This window comes from Pseudomonas sp. REP124, from assembly GCF_020164475.1.
In the GTDB taxonomy this organism is placed as follows: Bacteria; Pseudomonadota; Gammaproteobacteria; order Pseudomonadales; family Pseudomonadaceae; genus Aquipseudomonas.
Window position 1 is genome coordinate 1 of sequence record NZ_JAIQWX010000129.1, and the last position, 17,792, is coordinate 17,792.

Below are 17,792 nucleotides of genomic sequence, written 5' to 3' on the forward strand. Positions count from 1 at the left end.
GGTCAACTGTGGGAGCGAGCCTGCTCGCGATAGCAATGCCACGGGCACTGCATGCCTGACGGACAAAAACAAAAATGCCAGGCGCAATGCCTGGCATTTTTTGTAGCTCATCCGACGCCCGACGGCGAATCAGAATGGCAGTTTCATGCCCGGTGGCAGTTGCATGCCAGCGGTCATGCCAGACATCTTGTCCTGGCTGTTGGCTTCGATCTTGCGCACGGCGTCGTTGAAGGCTGCGGCGATAACGGCTTCCAGCATTTCCTTGTCGTCTTCGCTCAGGCCTTCGACCAGACTCGGGTCGATGCTGATGCTCTTCACATCGTGACGACCGGTCATCACCAGGGTGACCATATCGCCACCGGCGCGGCCGGTGACTTCGGCGTTGGCCAGCTCTTCCTGCATCTTGGCCATTTTTTCCTGCATCTGCTGCGCCTGCTTCATCAGGCCGGCCATGCCACCTTTCATCATGGGAATCACCTCAAAAGTACCGGATTTAAACGTCGCCCGGCGCTATCGGCCGGACGCCTTCAGTTATTAGCCCTGACTGACCAGGGCTTCGACAGGTTCAATAGTATCGTTACGGATCACCGCACCGAACTGCTGCATCATTTGCTGGATGAACGGATCACCGTGGATCGATTCCTCGGCCTCGCGCTGACGGTCTGCACGCCGGCGCGACGCCGCCTGGGCCGGGGTTTCCTGCTCGGGCTTGATCAGCTCCATGGTCAGCGTCAGGGTACGTCCGTGAAACTGATTCAACGCATCGTTCAGGCGACGCTGCTGCGTGGCGTTGAACAGCGCACTGTGGGCCGGATCGAGGTGCAGCAGCCAATTATCGCCATCCACCGCGATCAGCGTGCAGTTGGCGGCGATGCTGCCGGTCATGCCGGAGATCGGCAATTTCGGGAACAGCTCCAGCCATTGCAGGGCCAGACCGGTGGCCGGCGCGGCGGCGGGCTCGGGTTCAGGCTCGGGCGCAGGTTCGGCGGTATGTTCGCTGGCCAGCTCATCGAGGTAGCTGTAGGCCGAATCCATGTCCGGCTCGATGTAATCCTCGTCCAGCGGCGGCTCGTCGTCCAGGTCCATGCCCGGTGTGGCGGCATCGACTTCGGCGACGGTCGGCTCCGGAATAGGCGCGGCGGCCCACTCTGGTGCGTCCGGGACCACGCTATCAGGCGTTGGCGCCATCACCGGCGGCAACTCGGGCTGCTCGCTGACAGTGTCCAGCAGCGGCTCAACGGCGGGTTGCTGGGCGGGTTCCGGCTCAGGCTCTGGCTCGACCGGATCATTCCACGGCAGGTCGATCACCTCTTCGGCGACCGCCGCTTCCACTACTGGTTCGGGTACGACGACCGGTGCAACGAGTTCAGGTTCAGGTTCAGGTTCCGGAGCAGGCGCTGGAGCCGCAACCGGCGGCGCGGCGACCGGCGCCACTGCCGCAGCGACTACCGGAGCAGCAACCGGCGCGGCAGCCACTGCTTTCGCGGAATCAACTGTGGCCTGGCTGATCCCCACTGGCTTTAGCGCTTGCCTTGGTGCATCCGCGCTATCGGCAGGCCGGAAGGCGAGCATCCGCAGCAGCACCATTTCGAAGCCGCCCCGCGGGTCCGGCGCCAGAGGCAGGTCGCGACGACCGATCAGGCCCATCTGGTAATAGAACTGCACGTCTTCGGCTGGCAGCGCCTGGGCCAGCGCCAGCACCCGGTCGCGATCGCCGTGACCGTTGTCGACGCCATCCGGCAGGGCCTGGGCGATGGCGACACGGTGCAGCACGTTGAGAATTTCCGAGAGCACACCGTTCCAGTCCGGGCCTTGTTCGGCCAAATGGCGCACCGCTTCGAGCAGGGCCTTGGCATCGCCTTCGATCAGCGCATGCAGGACGTCATAAACCTGGCCGTGATCGAGGGTGCCGAGCATCGCCCGCACATCGGCGGCAAGGACTTTGCCTTCACCGAAGGCGATCGCCTGGTCGGTCAGGCTCATGGCATCGCGCATCGAACCGTCGGCGGCGCGACCCAGCAGCCACAGTGCATCGTCTTCGAACGGCACGTTCTCGACGCCCAGCACGTGGGTCAAATGCTCGACCACACGCTCGGGTGTCATGTTTTTCAGAGAGAACTGCAGGCACCGCGAGAGAATCGTTGCAGGAAGTTTCTGCGGATCAGTGGTGGCCAGGATGAACTTGACGTAGGGTGGCGGTTCTTCGAGGGTTTTGAGCAGCGCATTGAAGGAATGGCTGGAGAGCATGTGCACTTCGTCGATCAGGTAGACCTTGAAGCGCCCACGGCTCGGAGCATATTGCACGTTGTCGAGCAGTTCGCGGGTGTCCTCGACCTTGGTGCGGCTGGCGGCGTCGATCTCGATCAGGTCGACGAAGCGGCCCTCATCGATCTCGCGGCACACCGAACACTCGCCGCAAGGCGAAGAAGTAATACCGGTTTCACAGTTCAGGCATTTGGCGATGATCCGCGCGATGGTGGTCTTGCCGACCCCGCGCGTACCGGTGAACAGGTAGGCGTGGTGCAGGCGCTGGCTGTCCAAGGCATTGATCAGAGCTTTGAGCACATGGGTCTGGCCGACCATTTCGCGGAACGAGCGCGGACGCCATTTACGTGCAAGAACCTGATAACTCATCGAAAACCATCGCGGCGATAGAAGCGGAAGCGGCTAATGCTAGCGGAGCAAGGGCAAAATTGCATCCGGTGTACTCGTCTAATCTGGATAAGCTGCATTTCGGGAGCTTTTTATCAAAAGTAGCGGAGCGTTTATGCGGCTGGCCATGGGGGCACTGCTGTCGATCAGCCTGAACGGATTCGCTGCCGAGGCGCCGCTGCGCTTTGCGGTGTCCGACAGTTGGGCGATGCCGCTGGTGCAACTGGACCACGGCCGGCCGACCCAGGGCATCCTGTACGACGTGATGCTCAGCCTCGCGACTCAGGTCGGCGTACCCGCGCAATTTCATGTGTTGCCCCGCAGCCGGGTACAGATTGCCATGGAACACAACGAGATCGATGTTCGCTGCTACGTCGCACAATCCTGGCTGCCGAACCTGCCCGACAACTATCTATGGAGCGTCCCGCTCTGGACCCAGCCCGACCTGCTGGTCAGCCGCCCTGCCCCACAGACCTCGGTGATCCCGGCAAGCCTGCCACGCCAGACCATCGGCACCGTGCTCGGCTACAGCTACCCGACCCTGCAACCGCTGTTCGACGCCAATCAGCTGCTGCGCGACGACGCTCGCAATCAGGAACTGGTGCTGGAAAAACTCCTGGCCGGCCGCAATCAATACGCCGTCAGCAATCAATGGACGCTGGACTGGTTCAATCAGCGCTTGTTACCGGATCGGCAGCTGCAAGGCGTGGCGGTGCTGCAGGAGCAAAGCCTGGGCTGCTTCGTGCGCAATGATCCGGATGTGCCGGCGCAACGGATTCTGCGCACGCTGGTGCGGATGAAAACGTCCGGGGAGATTGATGACATCATCCGGTTGTATATCGGCGGCAAGCCGTAGCACCTTGTGGGTTTCAGACAACCTGATCAATCTGCCGCCACTGCGATGGCGCGACAAACCCCGCCACCCAGTCCGGCACTGCCGAAGGCGGCATCGGCTGGGCGATGAAGTAACCCTGGGCCACTTCGCAGCCCAATCGCAAAAGCAACTCGCCGTGCTCGGCACTTTCCAGCCCCTCGGCAATCACTTGCCTACCGAACGCTCGGGCCAGGCCGATCACCGCGGTGGTCAGGGCAAGGTCATCGCGGTCATGCAGGATGTCGCGCACGAAGGACTTGTCGATCTTGATGGCCTGGGTCGGCAGGCGCTTGAGGTAGCTCAGGGACGAGTATCCGGTGCCGAAATCCCCCAGCGAAAACTGCACCCCCAGCGCCTGACAGTCCCGCAGGCAATCGCTGACGTGCTGAATATTCTCGATGGCGACCGCCTCGACGATCTCCAGATCCAGCCGCTGCGGGTCGACGTTGGTGTGTCGCGCCAGCACGGTTTTCAGGCGTTCGACAAAGTCCGTGCGCTGGAAATGCCGCGCCGCGATGTTCACGCTCACCGGCCAGTCATGCCCGGCCTGCTGCCATTGATCCAGCTGGGTCAGCACCTGATTCATCACCCAGTCGCCGATATCGACGATCAGATCGGTTTCCTCGACCAGCGGCAGAAATTCCCTGGCAGGCACCGTGCCCTTTTGCGGATGGTCCCAACGCAGCAGCGCCTCGAACCCCACGACTTCACCGCTGCGCATGTTGATCTTGGGCTGAAAGTGCAGATGCAACTCGTCGCCCGCCAGCGCCTGGCGCACCTGTTCGACGGTCTGGTAGGTGGCCTTGACCTCCTGATCCCGGGACACATCGAACAAATGAAAGCGCTTGCGACCGCTCTGCTTGGCCACGTACATCGCCTGATCGGCATGGCGCAGCAGGGTTTCGGCGTCTTCATTGTCGTGGGGGAATAAGGTGACGCCGATACTGGCGAACACATGGATGTCCTTGCCGGCGAGTGAGTACGGTAACGAAATCGCTTCCAGTACCCGGTCCAAAGCGGCGCGCAACTCCGGCACATCCCGCACATGCCGCAGCACCAGCACGAACTCGTCACCAGCCAGCCGCGCCACCACGTCTTCGCCACGCAGGATGCCACGCAATCGTTTGGCAACCTCCACCAATAGAAGATCGCCCATGGCATGCCCATAGCCATCGTTGACCGCCTTGAAGCCATCTAGGTCGAGCATGCACACCGCCAACGGGGTGCCTTTGACCCTGGAGAATTCCAAAGCCTGGTCCAGCAGATCCGAGAGGAATGCCCGATTGGGCAAACCGGTCAGCACGTCGTGCCCTACCCGCCATTGCAAGGTATGCAGCAGTTCACGCTTTTCGCTGATATCGAAACGGATCGACAGATAACGCTCGACCCGCCCCGTGGCCTTGTCGAGGACGGGCACCACGGTGCTCTCTACCCAATACAGGCTGCCGTCTTTCGCGCGATTGCAGATCTCGCCCTTCCAGACATTGCCCGAAGAGATGGTGTGCCACATCCCGTCGAAAAAATCCGCCGAATGCGTGCCGGAATTGAGAAGGCGATGGTTTTGCCCGAGCAGCTCTTCGCGACTGTAGCCGGAAACTGCACAGAATTGATCATTGACGTGGGTAATCCGGCCGGTGGGATCGGTCTCGGAAAAAATCGCGGCGGCATCCACGGCCCTGCGGTACTTCTCATCCATGAGTCAGACTCGCTGTCGCTGGCATTGGCGGTGCAAGCCCGTCAGGCAGCAGGCCGCCCAGAGACTCTCGAAACGCGGTTAAGCGAACGCCATGCTGGCTTCTATTGTTTTTCGAACTTCCGGGAACAGGCCATTAACTACCCATTTGGGGCGGCGATTCTACGAGATGCGTCACATTTTGCAAGAAAAGGCGAAAACGGCTCTCACCCGCAGATGCAGGGAAATCTCGTTAAGGTGTTGATTCGGAATGGAATTGGACGTCGTTTCGATGCTTGAAGCGCAGACGAACAAACACCGCTATGGACGAGGGCCATGGCAGCAAAATCGAAGTATTCGAGGGAAATGACGCGAGAGAGCACTCGCGGAGTCGTTAAGGTGGCAACCCCACCAGCCACACCCCGGCACACAATGTTCCCGCTGTGGCTGCTGCCTTCCGGCTCTGACCAGGTTCACGGGTAATCGTTGCGGGGGGACCGATGGGGTCACCATAACGATGCTCACCTGACGGCGAGCCGCGCCATTGTACCTATCTGAGACGAAGTTACAACCGTTGGCGCGGATTAAAAAACATGAGGTGCTTCAAGGACATGCGAAACGTAAAAGATCGCAACCTGCGGCAGTTGCTTCATTGGAGCGCATTCCCCTGTAGGAGCTGCCGCAGGCTGCGATCTTTTGATGTCAGACGGTGATGCCGTGCTCCTTCAGGAAATCGACGAACGCCTCTTCATCCAACACCTTCAGCCCCAACTCATTGGCCTTGGCCAACTTGGAACCCGCCCCCGGCCCCGCCACCACGCAATGGGTCTTGGCCGACACGGAACCCGCCACTTTGGCACCCAGGCTTTCCAGCTTGTCCTTGGCCACATCGCGGCTCATCAGCTCCAGGGAGCCGGTCAGCACCCAGGTCTGGCCGGTCAGCGGCAAGCCTTCGACGACTTTCTTTTCGCTCTGCCAGTGCATGCCGAAATCAGCCAGTTGTTTTTCCGCCTCGACCGCCTGCAGGCGATTTTCCTCGATGGCGAAAAACTCACGAACCGAGTTGGCCTGTTTCTCCGGCAAGGTCTGGCGCATGTCCAGCCAGTCGGCGTCGACCACCGCCTGCAGCGAACCGAACCGGTCGGCGAGTTTCTGCGCCCCGCCCGGCCCAACTGAAGGAATGTGCAGTTTGTCGAGGAAACCGCCCAGGGTGGTGCTGGCGGCAAACTCCGCGCCCAGCTCGCCCTGATCCTGAATCTGCATGCCGTGCTTGAGCAGATCGGCGATCACCTGCTGGTTGTGCGAATCCTCGAAGAAACTGTGGATCTCGTGCGCAACTTCCAGCCCGACGTCCGGCAGGTAGGTCAGCACTTGCGGCAGGGCTTTCTGCACCCGCTCCAGCGAACCCAGGGAACGCGCCAGCACCTTGGCCGTTTCCTCGCCGACATCGGGAATCCCCAGGGCGTAGATGAAGCGCGCCAGCCCCGGTTTCTTGCTGTCTTCGATGGCGCTTAGAAGGTTGCGGCTCGACAGCTCGGCGAAACCTTCCAGATCCACCACTTGTTCGAAGGTCAGGGCATACAGGTCGGCCGGCGAATTCACCAGGCCTTCATCCACCAATTGCTCGACGCTCTTCTCGCCCAGGCCTTCGATATCCATCGCCCGGCGGGAAACGAAGTGAATGATTGCCTGCTTGAGCTGCGCGCCGCAGGCCAGTCGACCGACGCAGCGATACACCGCGCCCTCGCTGACCGTCTCGCGGCCCTTGCTGCGTTTGATCAGTTGCGTGCGTTCGACATGGGAGCCGCACACCGGGCACTTTTCCGGGATGTGCACCGGCCGGGCATCGTCCGGGCGACGCTCGGTGACCACTTGCACCACTTGCGGAATCACGTCACCCGCGCGGCGAATGATCACGGTATCGCCGATCATCAGGCCCAGGCGCGCCACTTCATCCATGTTGTGCAAGGTGGCATTGGCCACGGTGACGCCCGCAACCTTGACCGGTTTGAGGCGCGCCACCGGGGTGACGGCGCCGGTACGTCCGACCTGGAACTCCACATCGAGCAGTTCGGTGAGCTCTTCCATGGCCGGGAATTTGTGGGCGATGGCCCAGCGCGGTTCGCGAGCGCGGAAACCCAGTTCGCGCTGCGAGGCGATGCTGTTGACCTTGAACACCACGCCGTCGATTTCATAGGGCAGCGCGTTGCGGCGCTCGCCGATGTCGCGGTAGTAGTCCAGGCATTCATCGATACCGTTCGCCAGTTTCAACTCGTGGCTGATCGGCATGCCCCAGGCCTTGAGCTGTTGCAGGTTGCCGATGTGCGTATCGGCGATGTCCGCGGACACCTGGCCGATACCGTAGCAGCAGAATTCCAGCGGCCGGTTGGCGGTGATCTTCGAATCCAGTTGGCGCAAGCTGCCCGCCGCCGCGTTGCGCGGGTTGGCGAAGGTCTTGCCGCCGACTTCCAGCTGGCTGGCGTTGAGCCGCTCGAATCCGGCCTTGGACATGAACACTTCGCCGCGCACTTCCAGAGTCGCCGGCCAGCCAGTGCCGTGCAACTTGAGCGGGATGTTGCGCACCGTGCGCACGTTGACGCTGATGTCTTCGCCGGTGGTGCCGTCACCGCGAGTCGCGCCGCGCACCAGCATACCGTCCTGATACAACAGGCTGACCGCCAGGCCATCGAGCTTGGGTTCGCAACTGTATTGCACCGCCGCGCCGCCACCGAACAGATCACCAGCCGGCAGATCCAGGCCTTCGGTGACCCGGCGATCGAATTCGCGCATGTCGGTTTCTTCGAAGGCGTTGCCCAGACTGAGCATCGGCACTTCGTGACGCACCTGGGTGAACGCCGACAACGCCGCGCTGCCGACTCGCTGGGTTGGCGAGTCGGCGGTGATCAGCTCCGGATGCTCGGCCTCGAGAGCCTTGAGTTCCTTGAACAACCGATCGTACTCGGCGTCCGGGATGCTCGGCTCGTCCAGCACGTGATAGCGATAGTTGTGCAGGTCCAGCTCGGCACGCAGCTCTAGAATGCGGTCTTTGGCGGCAGTCATGGGTGATCTCTCATAAAGCAAAAGAGCAGCCGTAGCTGCTCAATCTGTTGATGCGGTAAACCTATTGTAGGAGCCGGCTTGCCGGCGATGGCGATCTCGCGGACGCCATCGCGAGCAAGCTCGGCTCTTACAGGTACAGGTCGCGTGGCGCGATCCTGATCAACGTTTCTGAGTCAGGGCGCGGCGTTCGAATTCGACGATGCGCTGACGGTAGTGTTCGATGGTCTGGGCGGTCAGTACGCTGCGCTGGTCGTCCTTCAGTTCGCCGTTCAGCTCCTGGGACAGTTTGCGTGCCGCGGCCACCATCACGTCGAAAGCCTGTTTCGGATGACGCGGGCCTGGCAGACCGAGGAAGAAGCTCACCGCCGGGGTGCTGAAGTGGTCGATGTCGTCCAGATCGAATACGCCTGGCTTGACCGCGTTGGCCATGGAGAACCAGACCTCGCCGTTGCCCGCCATGCTTTCGTGGCGGTGGAAGATGTCCATCTCGCCGAAACGCAGACCGCTTTCCAGAATGTTCTGCAGCAATGCCGGGCCTTTGAAACCGGCGGCGTCGCGGCAGATCACGCTGATCACCAGCACTTCTTCAGCCTGAGGTTGTTCCTTGTCGCTGGCCGATGGCGAAGCCTTGGTCTCTTCAACGTAATCATCGTCGCGGCTGCTGAAGCTCGGGCCGCCATCCAGATCGAGGTTGAGGTTCAGGTCGCCCTGGGATGGCTCGCCGCCACGTTTGCCACGCTTGGAGCCCGATTCGCGGGGTTCGCGAGGCTCGCGGGCCGGCATGCTCACCGACGGCAGATCCTGCTCGTCCAGTTGCGGCTCTTTATGGTTGTCCAGTACGCGGGACGGGCCCAACAGCTCGGCGCTGGTGTCCTCGTCCGGCAGGTTGGACAGGTTTCGGTCAAGACGGAATTTCAGTTTTCCCTTGCCGCCGCGCATACGGCGCCAGCCATCGAAAAGAATACCGGCAATGACAATGATGCCGATGACGATCAGCCACTCGCGCAGACCGATTTCCATGTAATCCCGTGCCTCTATAAAAAATGCTGAAAAATAAGGGGTTTACAATCTGCAAACCGCTTTAAAACGTGGCGCCAACTCTATGTTCTGACAGGCGTTTTGCCCACGTATACGAAAAATTGACATTAAACTAGCACGACCAAAGGCAACTTTACACCGTCTGTCACTGCGGCTACTGCGAATATGTCGATTGGCCAGCAAGTCCGAAGGCCAATCAGGCATCCACCATAGCCATCGCCTCCTCGACATCCACCGCCACCAGTCGCGAACAGCCCGGTTCGTGCATCGTCACCCCCATCAGTTGATCGGCCATTTCCATGGCGATCTTGTTGTGGGTGATATAGATGAACTGCACCGTCTGCGACATCTCTTTCACCAGACGCGCGTAGCGTCCAACGTTAGCGTCATCCAGTGGCGCGTCAACCTCGTCGAGCATGCAGAACGGCGCCGGATTCAACTTGAAGATCGCAAAAACCAGGGCCAATGCAGTCAGGGCTTTCTCGCCACCGGAGAGCAAATGGATGGTGCTGTTCTTCTTTCCGGGCGGCTGCGCCATGATCGTCACCCCTGTATCGAGTAGATCTTCGCCCGTCAGTTCCAAATACGCGCGTCCGCCACCGAAAACTTTTGGGAAAAGCGCCTGTAATCCGCCATTGATCTGATCAAAGGTATCTTTGAAGCGGTTACGCGTTTCCTTGTCGATCTTGCGAATGACGTTTTCCAGCGTCTCGAGCGCTTCCACCAGATCGTCGTTCTGCGCATCCAGATAACGTTTACGCTCGGATTGTTGCTGGTATTCGTCGATGGCCGCGAGGTTGATCGCACCCAGGCGCGCGATACGTGCGGCAATGCGCTCGAGTTCTTCCTCGGCAACCTTTTCGCTGGCTTCCGCGGTCAGCGTGGCGAGCACGCCGTGCAGGTCGTAACCGTCTTCGAGCAACTGATCCTGCAAGGCTTTGCGGCGCACGGTCAGGGCCTGCCAGTCCATACGCTGCTGTTCCAGCTGACCGCGGATCAGCTGGGATTGCTGCTCGGCCTGGCTGCGGCGCTTCTCGGCATCACGCAGTTCGCGGTCGGCATCTTCCATGGCGATCTGCGCAGTCTTGAGTTCCTCATCGACGGTCATGCGCTTGTCGAGCAATTCTTCGAGCTTCAGACGCAATTCTTCCAGCGGCGCCTCGCCCTCCTCCAGATTCAGACTCAACTGCTCGCGCTTTTCGGTCAGGCGCTCGGACTGCATTTCCAGTCGTTCCAGCGCCTGACGCGTGGAATCGTGCTGTGCCTTGAGCGAACCCAGGCGCACCGCCAATTGATGGGCGTGATCCTTGTGCTGGCGGGCTTCCTGGCGCACCCGGTCCAGACGCTCGCGCAGACTGTCGCGCTGGGCCAGCAGCAATTCGCGCTGCTCGGTGTCCAGCGCCATGCTGTCGAGGGCGTCCTGCAAGTGGATGCGCGCTTCGCCGATCTGTTCGTGCTCCAGCTCCCGCTGCTCGCCCAACTCGGCGATCTCTTCATCGAGGCGAGTACGACGCAGGTTCAATTGTTCGGCCTTGGCCTTGCCGGCGGACAACTGGGCTTTCAATTCGCCCTGCTGACGGGCTTCGTCTTGCAGCAGTCGGCGCAGATGCTCGCGGCCGTTTTCCTGCTGACGTTGCTGCGCCCGAAGATTCTGCAGCTGGGTTTCCAGCGTCTCGACGGTGGCCTCGCGCTCTTCGCGCTCAAGGCTCAATTGCTGGATTTCCTGACCACGGGCCAGCACGCCGCTTTCCGCTTCGCTGGCGCGACGCACCCGCAGGAAATGCCGTCCGACCCAGTAACCATCGCGGCTGATCAGGCTTTGCCCGGCGGTCAACTGACCGCGCAGGGCCAGGGCCTGCTCAAGGTTGTCCACCGGCTTGACCTGCCCCAGCCACGGCGACAGATCGATCTGCGCTTCGACCTTGTCCAGCAAGCTGCCCGGCACGCGTACACCGTCACTGGAAGGGCTGAGCAAACGCAGATCGCCTTGGGCAAAACCGGACAAATCGAAATCGTTGAAATCGTCCACCAGCACCGCTTGCAGGTCGGCGCCCAGTACGGCTTCCACCGCCAGCTCCCAACCTGCCTCGACCTTCAGGCCTTCGGCCAAGCGCGGACGATCCGCCAGATGTTGTTCGCGCAGCCATTCAGCGGTGCCGGTTCCGGGATCGAGTGCGGCCTGCTGCAAGGCTTCCAGCGAAGCCAGTCGACCATTGAGCCGTTGCAGATCACCCTGGGCCTGTTGCTGCGCCGACAGTGCCTGCTGCAATTGCTGGCGCAGTTGCTCAAGGCGTTCGACCTGGGCTTCTTCGCTGGCCTGCAGATCTTCGAGGGTCGCTTCACTGGTTTCCAGCTGTTCGCTGAGTTCCATGATCGCCGCGTCTTCCGGGTCCGCCGAAAGCAGCTCGCGCTCCTCGCCCAAACGCTTCTGACGATCGGCCAGACGCTCCAGGCTGGTTTCCAGCTGCTGGATGCGCGACTGCTGGACTTCCGCCTGACGGCGCGGCTCCGCGGCGGTCAGGTTGAAGGCGTCCCACTGCTCCTGCCAGCCGTGCATGGTGGTTTCGGATTCCTCCAGCGCGGCGGCGGCCTCTTCGGCGGCGGCGCTGGTGACTTCCTGCTCGGGGGTGAGCATGTCCAGCTCTTCGCCGAGGGTCAGCAGCAAGGTGCGGTCGTGGCCCAGGTGCGACTCGGTTTCCAGGCGCGCACGCTCGGCCTCCTTCAAGTCGTCCTGCAACTGGCGCAAACGCTGCTGCCCGTGCTGGATGCTCTGCTCGACCCGGGCGATGTCGCCGCCGACCGAATAGAAACGCCCCTGCACCAGATTGAAGCGCTCGGACAGATCGTGGTGCCCATCGCGCAGGCGCTCGATGCTGGCGTCGGCGTTGCGCTGCTCGGCCACCAAGGCTTCGAAGCTGATTTCCTGAGTGCCGATGATCGCTTCACGCTGGCCGACCTGATCGTTCAGGTCCTGCCAGCGCAGGGCCGAGAGTTGCGCCTTGAGCTGGCGCTCCTCGCCCTTGTATTCCTGATACTTCTTCGCCGCCTCGGCCTGACGGTGCAGGCGTTCGAGCTGGCGTTCGAGCTCTTCGCGCAGGTCGGTCAGTCGCTCTAGGTTTTCGTGGGTGCGGCGGATACGGTTTTCGGTCTCGCGCCGGCGCTCCTTGTATTTGGAGATGCCTGCGGCTTCTTCGATGAAGTTGCGCAGGTCTTCAGGCTTGGACTCGATCAGCTTGGAGATCATGCCCTGCTCGATGATCGAGTAGCTGCGCGGACCCAGGCCGGTGCCGAGGAAGATATCGGTGATGTCGCGGCGACGGCACTTGGTGCCGTTGAGGTAATAAGTCGTCTGGCTGTCGCGGGTGACTTTGCGGCGAATGGAAATTTCCGCATAAGCGGCGTATTCACCCAGCAATGTGCCGTCGGAGTTGTCGAACACCAACTCGATGCTCGCCTGGCTGACCGGCTTGCGGCTGGTGGAGCCGTTGAAGATGACGTCGGTCATCGACTCGCCGCGCAGGTTCTTTGCCGAACTTTCGCCCATAACCCAGCGAACGGCGTCGATGATGTTCGACTTGCCGCAACCATTGGGCCCGACCACTGCCGCCATGTTACTGGGGAAGTTCACCGTGGTCGGATCGACGAAGGACTTGAATCCCGCCAGCTTGATGCACTTGAGCCGCACGCTTATGCATCCGTCAGGGCAGAGATCACCAGCTCGCAACTGCGCCGGCCATAGGCCGTCAGTACGTCGCGGATCTGTACGAAATCACGGGCGATGACGGCGGCGAGCAGGCGCTCGAACAGCTCCAGGTATTCGCTCATCGAGGCCTTGCGCTGGTCGAGGGCCAGGAAATAAGCACGGCTCATGGCCGGCTGCAGGTTTTCGACGGTTTCCTGCAGATAGGGATTGTCGGCAAACGGATAGGTGGCGCGCATCACGCTGAAACTTTCGTCGACGAAGGTGTGAATGTCCTGACGCTCGAAGCTGGCGGTCAGGCGCTGCTGGATCTGCACGAATGGCGCAAGGTCGGCCTGGACTTTCCAGCCGGTGGCCACGGCGTTGGCCAGCAGGATGTACATCTCGCTCATCAACGCGCACAGGCTTCTCACCTTGTGCGCGGTGAGTTCGGTCACGTGGGCGCCGCGGCGCGGCAGGATCGCGATCAGGTGACGACGTTCGAGAATCAGCAAGGCCTCGCGGACCGAACCACGGCTGACGTCGAGCGCCTGCGTGACCCTCAGCTCCTGAATGCGCTCCCCGGGCTTCATTTCACCGCGAATGATGCGTTCGGCGAGGTGGTGAGCGATTTGCTCGGCGAGGCTGTCCGGCGCCTTGAACGTCATGGTTGTCCTTCAAACTCTTCGATCTGCACAAGCGGCGCAGTGTAGCGCAATTGATACCGCATGGCGGAGTGCCTGCTGGCTGGTTTTGGCACGATTCAAGCAAAAAGCAGCCTGTCCCGCGTGGGTCAATACTGTAGGAAACCCGTCGTTGATCGAGAAAATGGTTTTTCCTGACCTTTAAGTCAGAAAACCATTGACCGAAAAGTCAGACCTGCTAAATTCGGTCCATCGGTTAACAACAATAATGAGTCTGCGAGGCCTTCCGTGATCCAGTTTTTACTCAACCAGGAACTCCGTAGCGAGCACGCCCTGGACCCGAATCTGACTGTGCTCAACTATCTGCGCGACCACGTCGGCAAACCCGGTACCAAAGAAGGCTGCGCCAGCGGTGACTGCGGCGCGTGCACTGTGGTGGTCGGTGATCTGCAGACGGATGAAGCCGGACGCGAACATATTCGCTATCGCAGCCTCAATTCCTGCCTGACCTTCGTTTCGTCGCTGCACGGCAAACAGCTGATCAGCGTTGAAGACCTCAAGCACAAAGGCGAACTGCACAGCGTGCAGAAGGCCATGGTCGAGTGCCATGGTTCGCAGTGCGGCTTCTGCACCCCCGGTTTCGTGATGTCGCTGTTTGCCCTGCAAAAGAACAGCGATCAGCCGGACCATCACAAAGCCCACGAAGCCCTCGCCGGCAACCTGTGCCGCTGCACCGGCTACCGGCCGATCCTGGAAGCCGCCGAGCAATCCTGCTGTGGCAAGCAGCCGGATCAGTTCGACGCCCGCGAAGCCGAGACCATCGCCCGCCTCAAAGCCATTGCGCCGACCGACATCGGTGAACTCAACAGTGGCGACAAACGCTGCCTGGTGCCACTGACCGTGGCCGATCTGGCCGATCTCTACGACGCCTATCCACAGGCTCGCCTGCTGGCCGGCGGCACTGACCTGGCGCTGGAAGTGACGCAATTCCACCGTACCTTGCCGGTGATGATCTACGTCGGCAACGTCGCCGAAATGAAGCGCATCGAACACTTCGACGACCGCCTGGAAATCGGCGCGGCCACCGCTCTATCCGACTGCTACGAGGCCCTGAAGGCCGAGTACCCGGACTTCGGCGAACTGCTGCAACGCTTCGCTTCCCTGCAGATCCGCAACCAGGGCACCCTGGGCGGCAACATCGGCAACGCGTCGCCAATCGGAGACTCGCCACCCCTGCTGATCGCCCTCGGTGCGCAGATCGTCCTGTGCAAGGGCGACACCCGCCGCACCATCGCCCTTGAGGATTACTTCATCGATTACCGCGTCACCGCGCGTCAGGAAAGCGAATTCATCGAGAAGATCATCGTGCCTCGCGCCAGCGCCGAGCAGTTGTTCCGCGCATACAAAGTCTCCAAGCGCCTGGACGATGACATTTCCGCAGTCTGCGCCGCCTTCAACCTGCGCGTGGAAAACGGTGTGATCGCCGACGCCCGCGTGGCTTTCGGCGGCATGGCGGCGATCCCGAAACGCGCCAACGCCTGCGAAACCGTGCTGCGCGACGCCCCTTTCAACAGCGCCACCCTGGAACGTGCCTGCGCCGCCTTGGCCGAAGATTTCACGCCGCTCTCGGACTTCCGCGCCAGCAAGGAATACCGCCTGCTCAGCGCACAGAACCTGCTGCGCAAATACTTCATCGAACTGCAAACACCGCACATCGAGACTCGGGTGACCGCTTATGTCTAACCATCACGCCGTAGAGAAGACCCAGGCCGAGCTGGCTGAACTGTTCGCCCAGGACCTGACCACCGGTGTCGGTCGCAGCGTCAAGCACGACAGCGCCGCCAAGCATGTGTCCGGTGAAGCGCAGTACATCGACGATCGCCTGGAATTCCCCAACCAGTTGCACGTTTATGCACGCCTGTCGGACCGCGCCCACGCCCGGATCATCAGCATCGACACCGCGCCCTGCTACGCCTTCGAGGGCGTACGCATCGCCATCACCCACGAAGACGTGCCGGGCCTGAAAGACATCGGCCCGCTGCTTCCGGGCGATCCACTGCTGGCGATAGACACTGTGCAATTCGTCGGTCAGCCGGTGGTTGCCGTCGCTGCAAAAGATCTGGAAACCGCACGCAAGGCAGCGATGGCCGCGATCATCGAATACGAAGACCTTGAGCCGGTGCTGGACGTGGTCGAAGCCCTGCGCAAACGCCATTTCGTGCTCGACAGCCACACCCATCAGCGCGGCGATTCGGCCGGCGCCCTGGCCACTGCCGAACACCGCATTCAAGGCACGCTGCACATCGGCGGTCAGGAACACTTCTACCTGGAAACCCAGATCTCGTCGGTGATGCCCACCGAAGACGGCGGCATGATCGTCTACTGCTCGACACAGAACCCCACCGAAGTGCAGAAGCTGGTAGCCGAAGTGCTGGACGTGTCGATGAACAAGATCGTCGTCGACATGCGCCGCATGGGCGGCGGTTTCGGCGGCAAGGAAACCCAGGCGGCAAGCCCGGCCTGCCTGTGCGCGGTGATCGCTCATCTCACCGGCCAGCCGACCAAGATGCGTTTGCCGCGGGTCGAAGACATGTTGATGACCGGCAAGCGTCACCCGTTCTATGTCGAGTACGACGTCGGCTTCGACAGCACCGGTCGCCTGCACGGCATCGCCTTGGAGCTGGCCGGCAACTGCGGTTGCTCGCCGGATCTGTCGGCGTCGATCGTCGACCGGGCGATGTTCCACTCGGACAACTCGTACTACCTGGGCGACGCCACCATCAACGGCCATCGCTGCAAGACCAACACCGCGTCGAACACCGCCTACCGTGGTTTCGGTGGCCCGCAAGGCATGGTCGCCATCGAAGAAGTGATGGACGCCATCGCCCGCCACCTGGCCCTCGATCCGCTGGCGGTGCGCAAGGCCAACTACTACGGCAAGACCGAGCGCAACGTCACCCATTACTACCAGACCGTCGAGCACAACATGCTCGAGGAGATGACCGCCGAGCTTGAAGAAAGCAGCCAGTACGCCGAACGCCGTGAAGCGATCCGTCGCTACAACGCCAACAGCCCGATCCTGAAGAAAGGTCTGGCGCTGACCCCGGTGAAGTTCGGCATTTCCTTCACCGCCAGCTTCCTCAATCAGGCCGGCGCCCTGGTGCACGTCTACACCGACGGCAGCATCCACCTGAACCACGGCGGCACCGAGATGGGCCAGGGCCTGAACACCAAGGTCGCGCAGGTGGTGGCCGAAGTGTTCCAAGTGGAAATGGACCGCGTGCAGATCACCGCGACCAATACCGACAAGGTGCCCAACACCTCGCCGACCGCTGCTTCCAGTGGCGCCGACCTCAACGGCAAGGCCGCGCAGAATGCCGCCGAAACCATCAAGAAACGCCTGGTGGAATTCGCCGCGCGCCAATACAAGGTCAGCGAAGAAGACGTGGTCTTCCACAACGGCCACGTGCGGGTTCGCGATCACATCCTGACGTTCGAGGCGCTGATCCAGCAGGCCTATTTCGCCCAGGTCTCGCTGTCGAGCACCGGCTTCTACAAGACCCCGAAAATCTACTACGACCGCAGCCAGGCTCGGGGTCGTCCGTTCTACTACTTCGCCTTCGGTGCGGCGTGCTGCGAAGTGCTGGTCGACACCCTGACCGGCGAATACAAGATGCTGCGCACCGACATCCTCCACGACGTCGGCGCCTCGCTGAACCCGGCCATCGACATCGGCCAGGTCGAGGGCGGCTTCATTCAGGGCATGGGCTGGCTGACCATGGAAGAGCTGGTGTGGAACAACAAGGGCAAGCTGATGACCAACGGCCCGGCCAGTTACAAGATCCCGGCCGTGGCGGACATGCCGCTGGATTTGCGCGTCAAGCTGGTGGAAAACCGCAAGAACCCGGAAGACACGGTGTTCCACTCCAAGGCCGTGGGTGAGCCGCCGTTCATGCTCGGCATTGCGGCGTGGTGCGCGATCAAGGATGCGGTGGCGAGCCTGGGTGATTACAAACATCAGCCGAAGATCGATGCGCCGGCGACGCCGGAGCGGGTGTTGTGGGGTTGTGAACAGATGCGGCAGTTGAAGGCGGTGAAGCCTGTAGATGCTGAAGCCGAGTTGGCTCCGCTCTGAGACCGAGGCGCGGCCTTCGCGGGCGAGCCTCGCTCCTA

Annotated in this window: 10 protein-coding genes and 1 other RNA gene; 3 read left to right on the forward strand and 8 right to left on the reverse strand. The window is 61.5% G+C overall.

From position 1 onward, the window contains the following. Positions 1 to 129: 129 nt before the first annotated feature. Both K9857_RS24020 and dnaX read right to left on the reverse strand, forming a co-directional pair. The gene (locus K9857_RS24020) at positions 130 to 468 is read right to left on the reverse strand and encodes a YbaB/EbfC family nucleoid-associated protein (protein ID WP_224539993.1); all 339 of its coding nucleotides are present in this window, start codon (positions 466 to 468) and stop codon (positions 130 to 132) included. A 66-nt stretch (positions 469 to 534) separates the two neighbouring features. Further along, positions 535 to 2,634 (reverse strand): DNA polymerase III subunit gamma/tau, encoded by a 2,100-nt coding sequence (dnaX, locus tag K9857_RS24025; protein WP_224539995.1) that lies wholly within the window; start codon positions 2,632 to 2,634, stop codon positions 535 to 537. A 133-nt stretch (positions 2,635 to 2,767) separates the two neighbouring features. Between dnaX and K9857_RS24030 the strand changes: the two genes are divergently transcribed. Next, complete coding sequence (locus tag K9857_RS24030; protein WP_224539997.1) at positions 2,768 to 3,508, forward strand: substrate-binding periplasmic protein; 741 nt, start codon at positions 2,768 to 2,770, stop codon at positions 3,506 to 3,508. Between the two features lie 13 nt (positions 3,509 to 3,521). Here K9857_RS24030 and K9857_RS24035 read toward each other — a convergent pair whose 3' ends face one another. The 6 genes from K9857_RS24035 to K9857_RS24060 all read right to left on the reverse strand — a co-directional run bounded on the left by K9857_RS24035 (position 3,522) and on the right by K9857_RS24060 (position 13,643). Continuing rightward, positions 3,522 to 5,222: a putative bifunctional diguanylate cyclase/phosphodiesterase gene (locus tag K9857_RS24035; RefSeq protein WP_224539999.1), complete on the reverse strand. Its 1,701-nt coding sequence runs from the start codon at positions 5,220 to 5,222 to the stop codon at positions 3,522 to 3,524. A gap of 382 nt (positions 5,223 to 5,604) precedes the next feature. Next, an RNA gene (ffs, locus tag K9857_RS24040) (signal recognition particle sRNA small type) lies at positions 5,605 to 5,701 on the reverse strand. Positions 5,702 to 5,900: 199 nt separating this feature from the next. Next, positions 5,901 to 8,258: an NAD-dependent DNA ligase LigA gene (gene ligA, locus K9857_RS24045; RefSeq protein ID WP_224540001.1), complete on the reverse strand. Its 2,358-nt coding sequence runs from the start codon at positions 8,256 to 8,258 to the stop codon at positions 5,901 to 5,903. A 159-nt stretch (positions 8,259 to 8,417) separates the two neighbouring features. Beyond that, positions 8,418 to 9,278, reverse strand: coding sequence for a cell division protein ZipA (zipA, locus tag K9857_RS24050; protein ID WP_224540003.1), 861 nt, complete (start codon positions 9,276 to 9,278; stop codon positions 8,418 to 8,420). Positions 9,279 to 9,492: 214 nt separating this feature from the next. Continuing rightward, positions 9,493 to 12,981, reverse strand: coding sequence for a chromosome segregation protein SMC (smc, locus tag K9857_RS24055; protein WP_224540005.1), 3,489 nt, complete (start codon positions 12,979 to 12,981; stop codon positions 9,493 to 9,495). Between the two features lie 2 nt (positions 12,982 to 12,983). After that, positions 12,984 to 13,643 (reverse strand): GntR family transcriptional regulator, encoded by a 660-nt coding sequence (locus K9857_RS24060; RefSeq protein WP_224540007.1) that lies wholly within the window; start codon positions 13,641 to 13,643, stop codon positions 12,984 to 12,986. Between the two features lie 264 nt (positions 13,644 to 13,907). On the opposite strand from K9857_RS24060, the gene xdhA reads away from it, so the two are divergent. Together xdhA and xdhB are read left to right on the forward strand one after the other, a co-directional pair. After that, positions 13,908 to 15,362, forward strand: a complete 1,455-nt coding sequence (gene xdhA, locus K9857_RS24065) for a xanthine dehydrogenase small subunit (RefSeq protein ID WP_224540009.1) — start codon at positions 13,908 to 13,910, stop codon at positions 15,360 to 15,362. Next, complete coding sequence (gene xdhB, locus K9857_RS24070) at positions 15,355 to 17,754, forward strand: xanthine dehydrogenase molybdopterin binding subunit (protein ID WP_224540010.1); 2,400 nt, start codon at positions 15,355 to 15,357, stop codon at positions 17,752 to 17,754. The genes xdhA and xdhB overlap by 8 nt, the downstream gene beginning before the upstream one ends. The last annotated feature ends 38 nt before the right edge of the window (positions 17,755 to 17,792 follow it).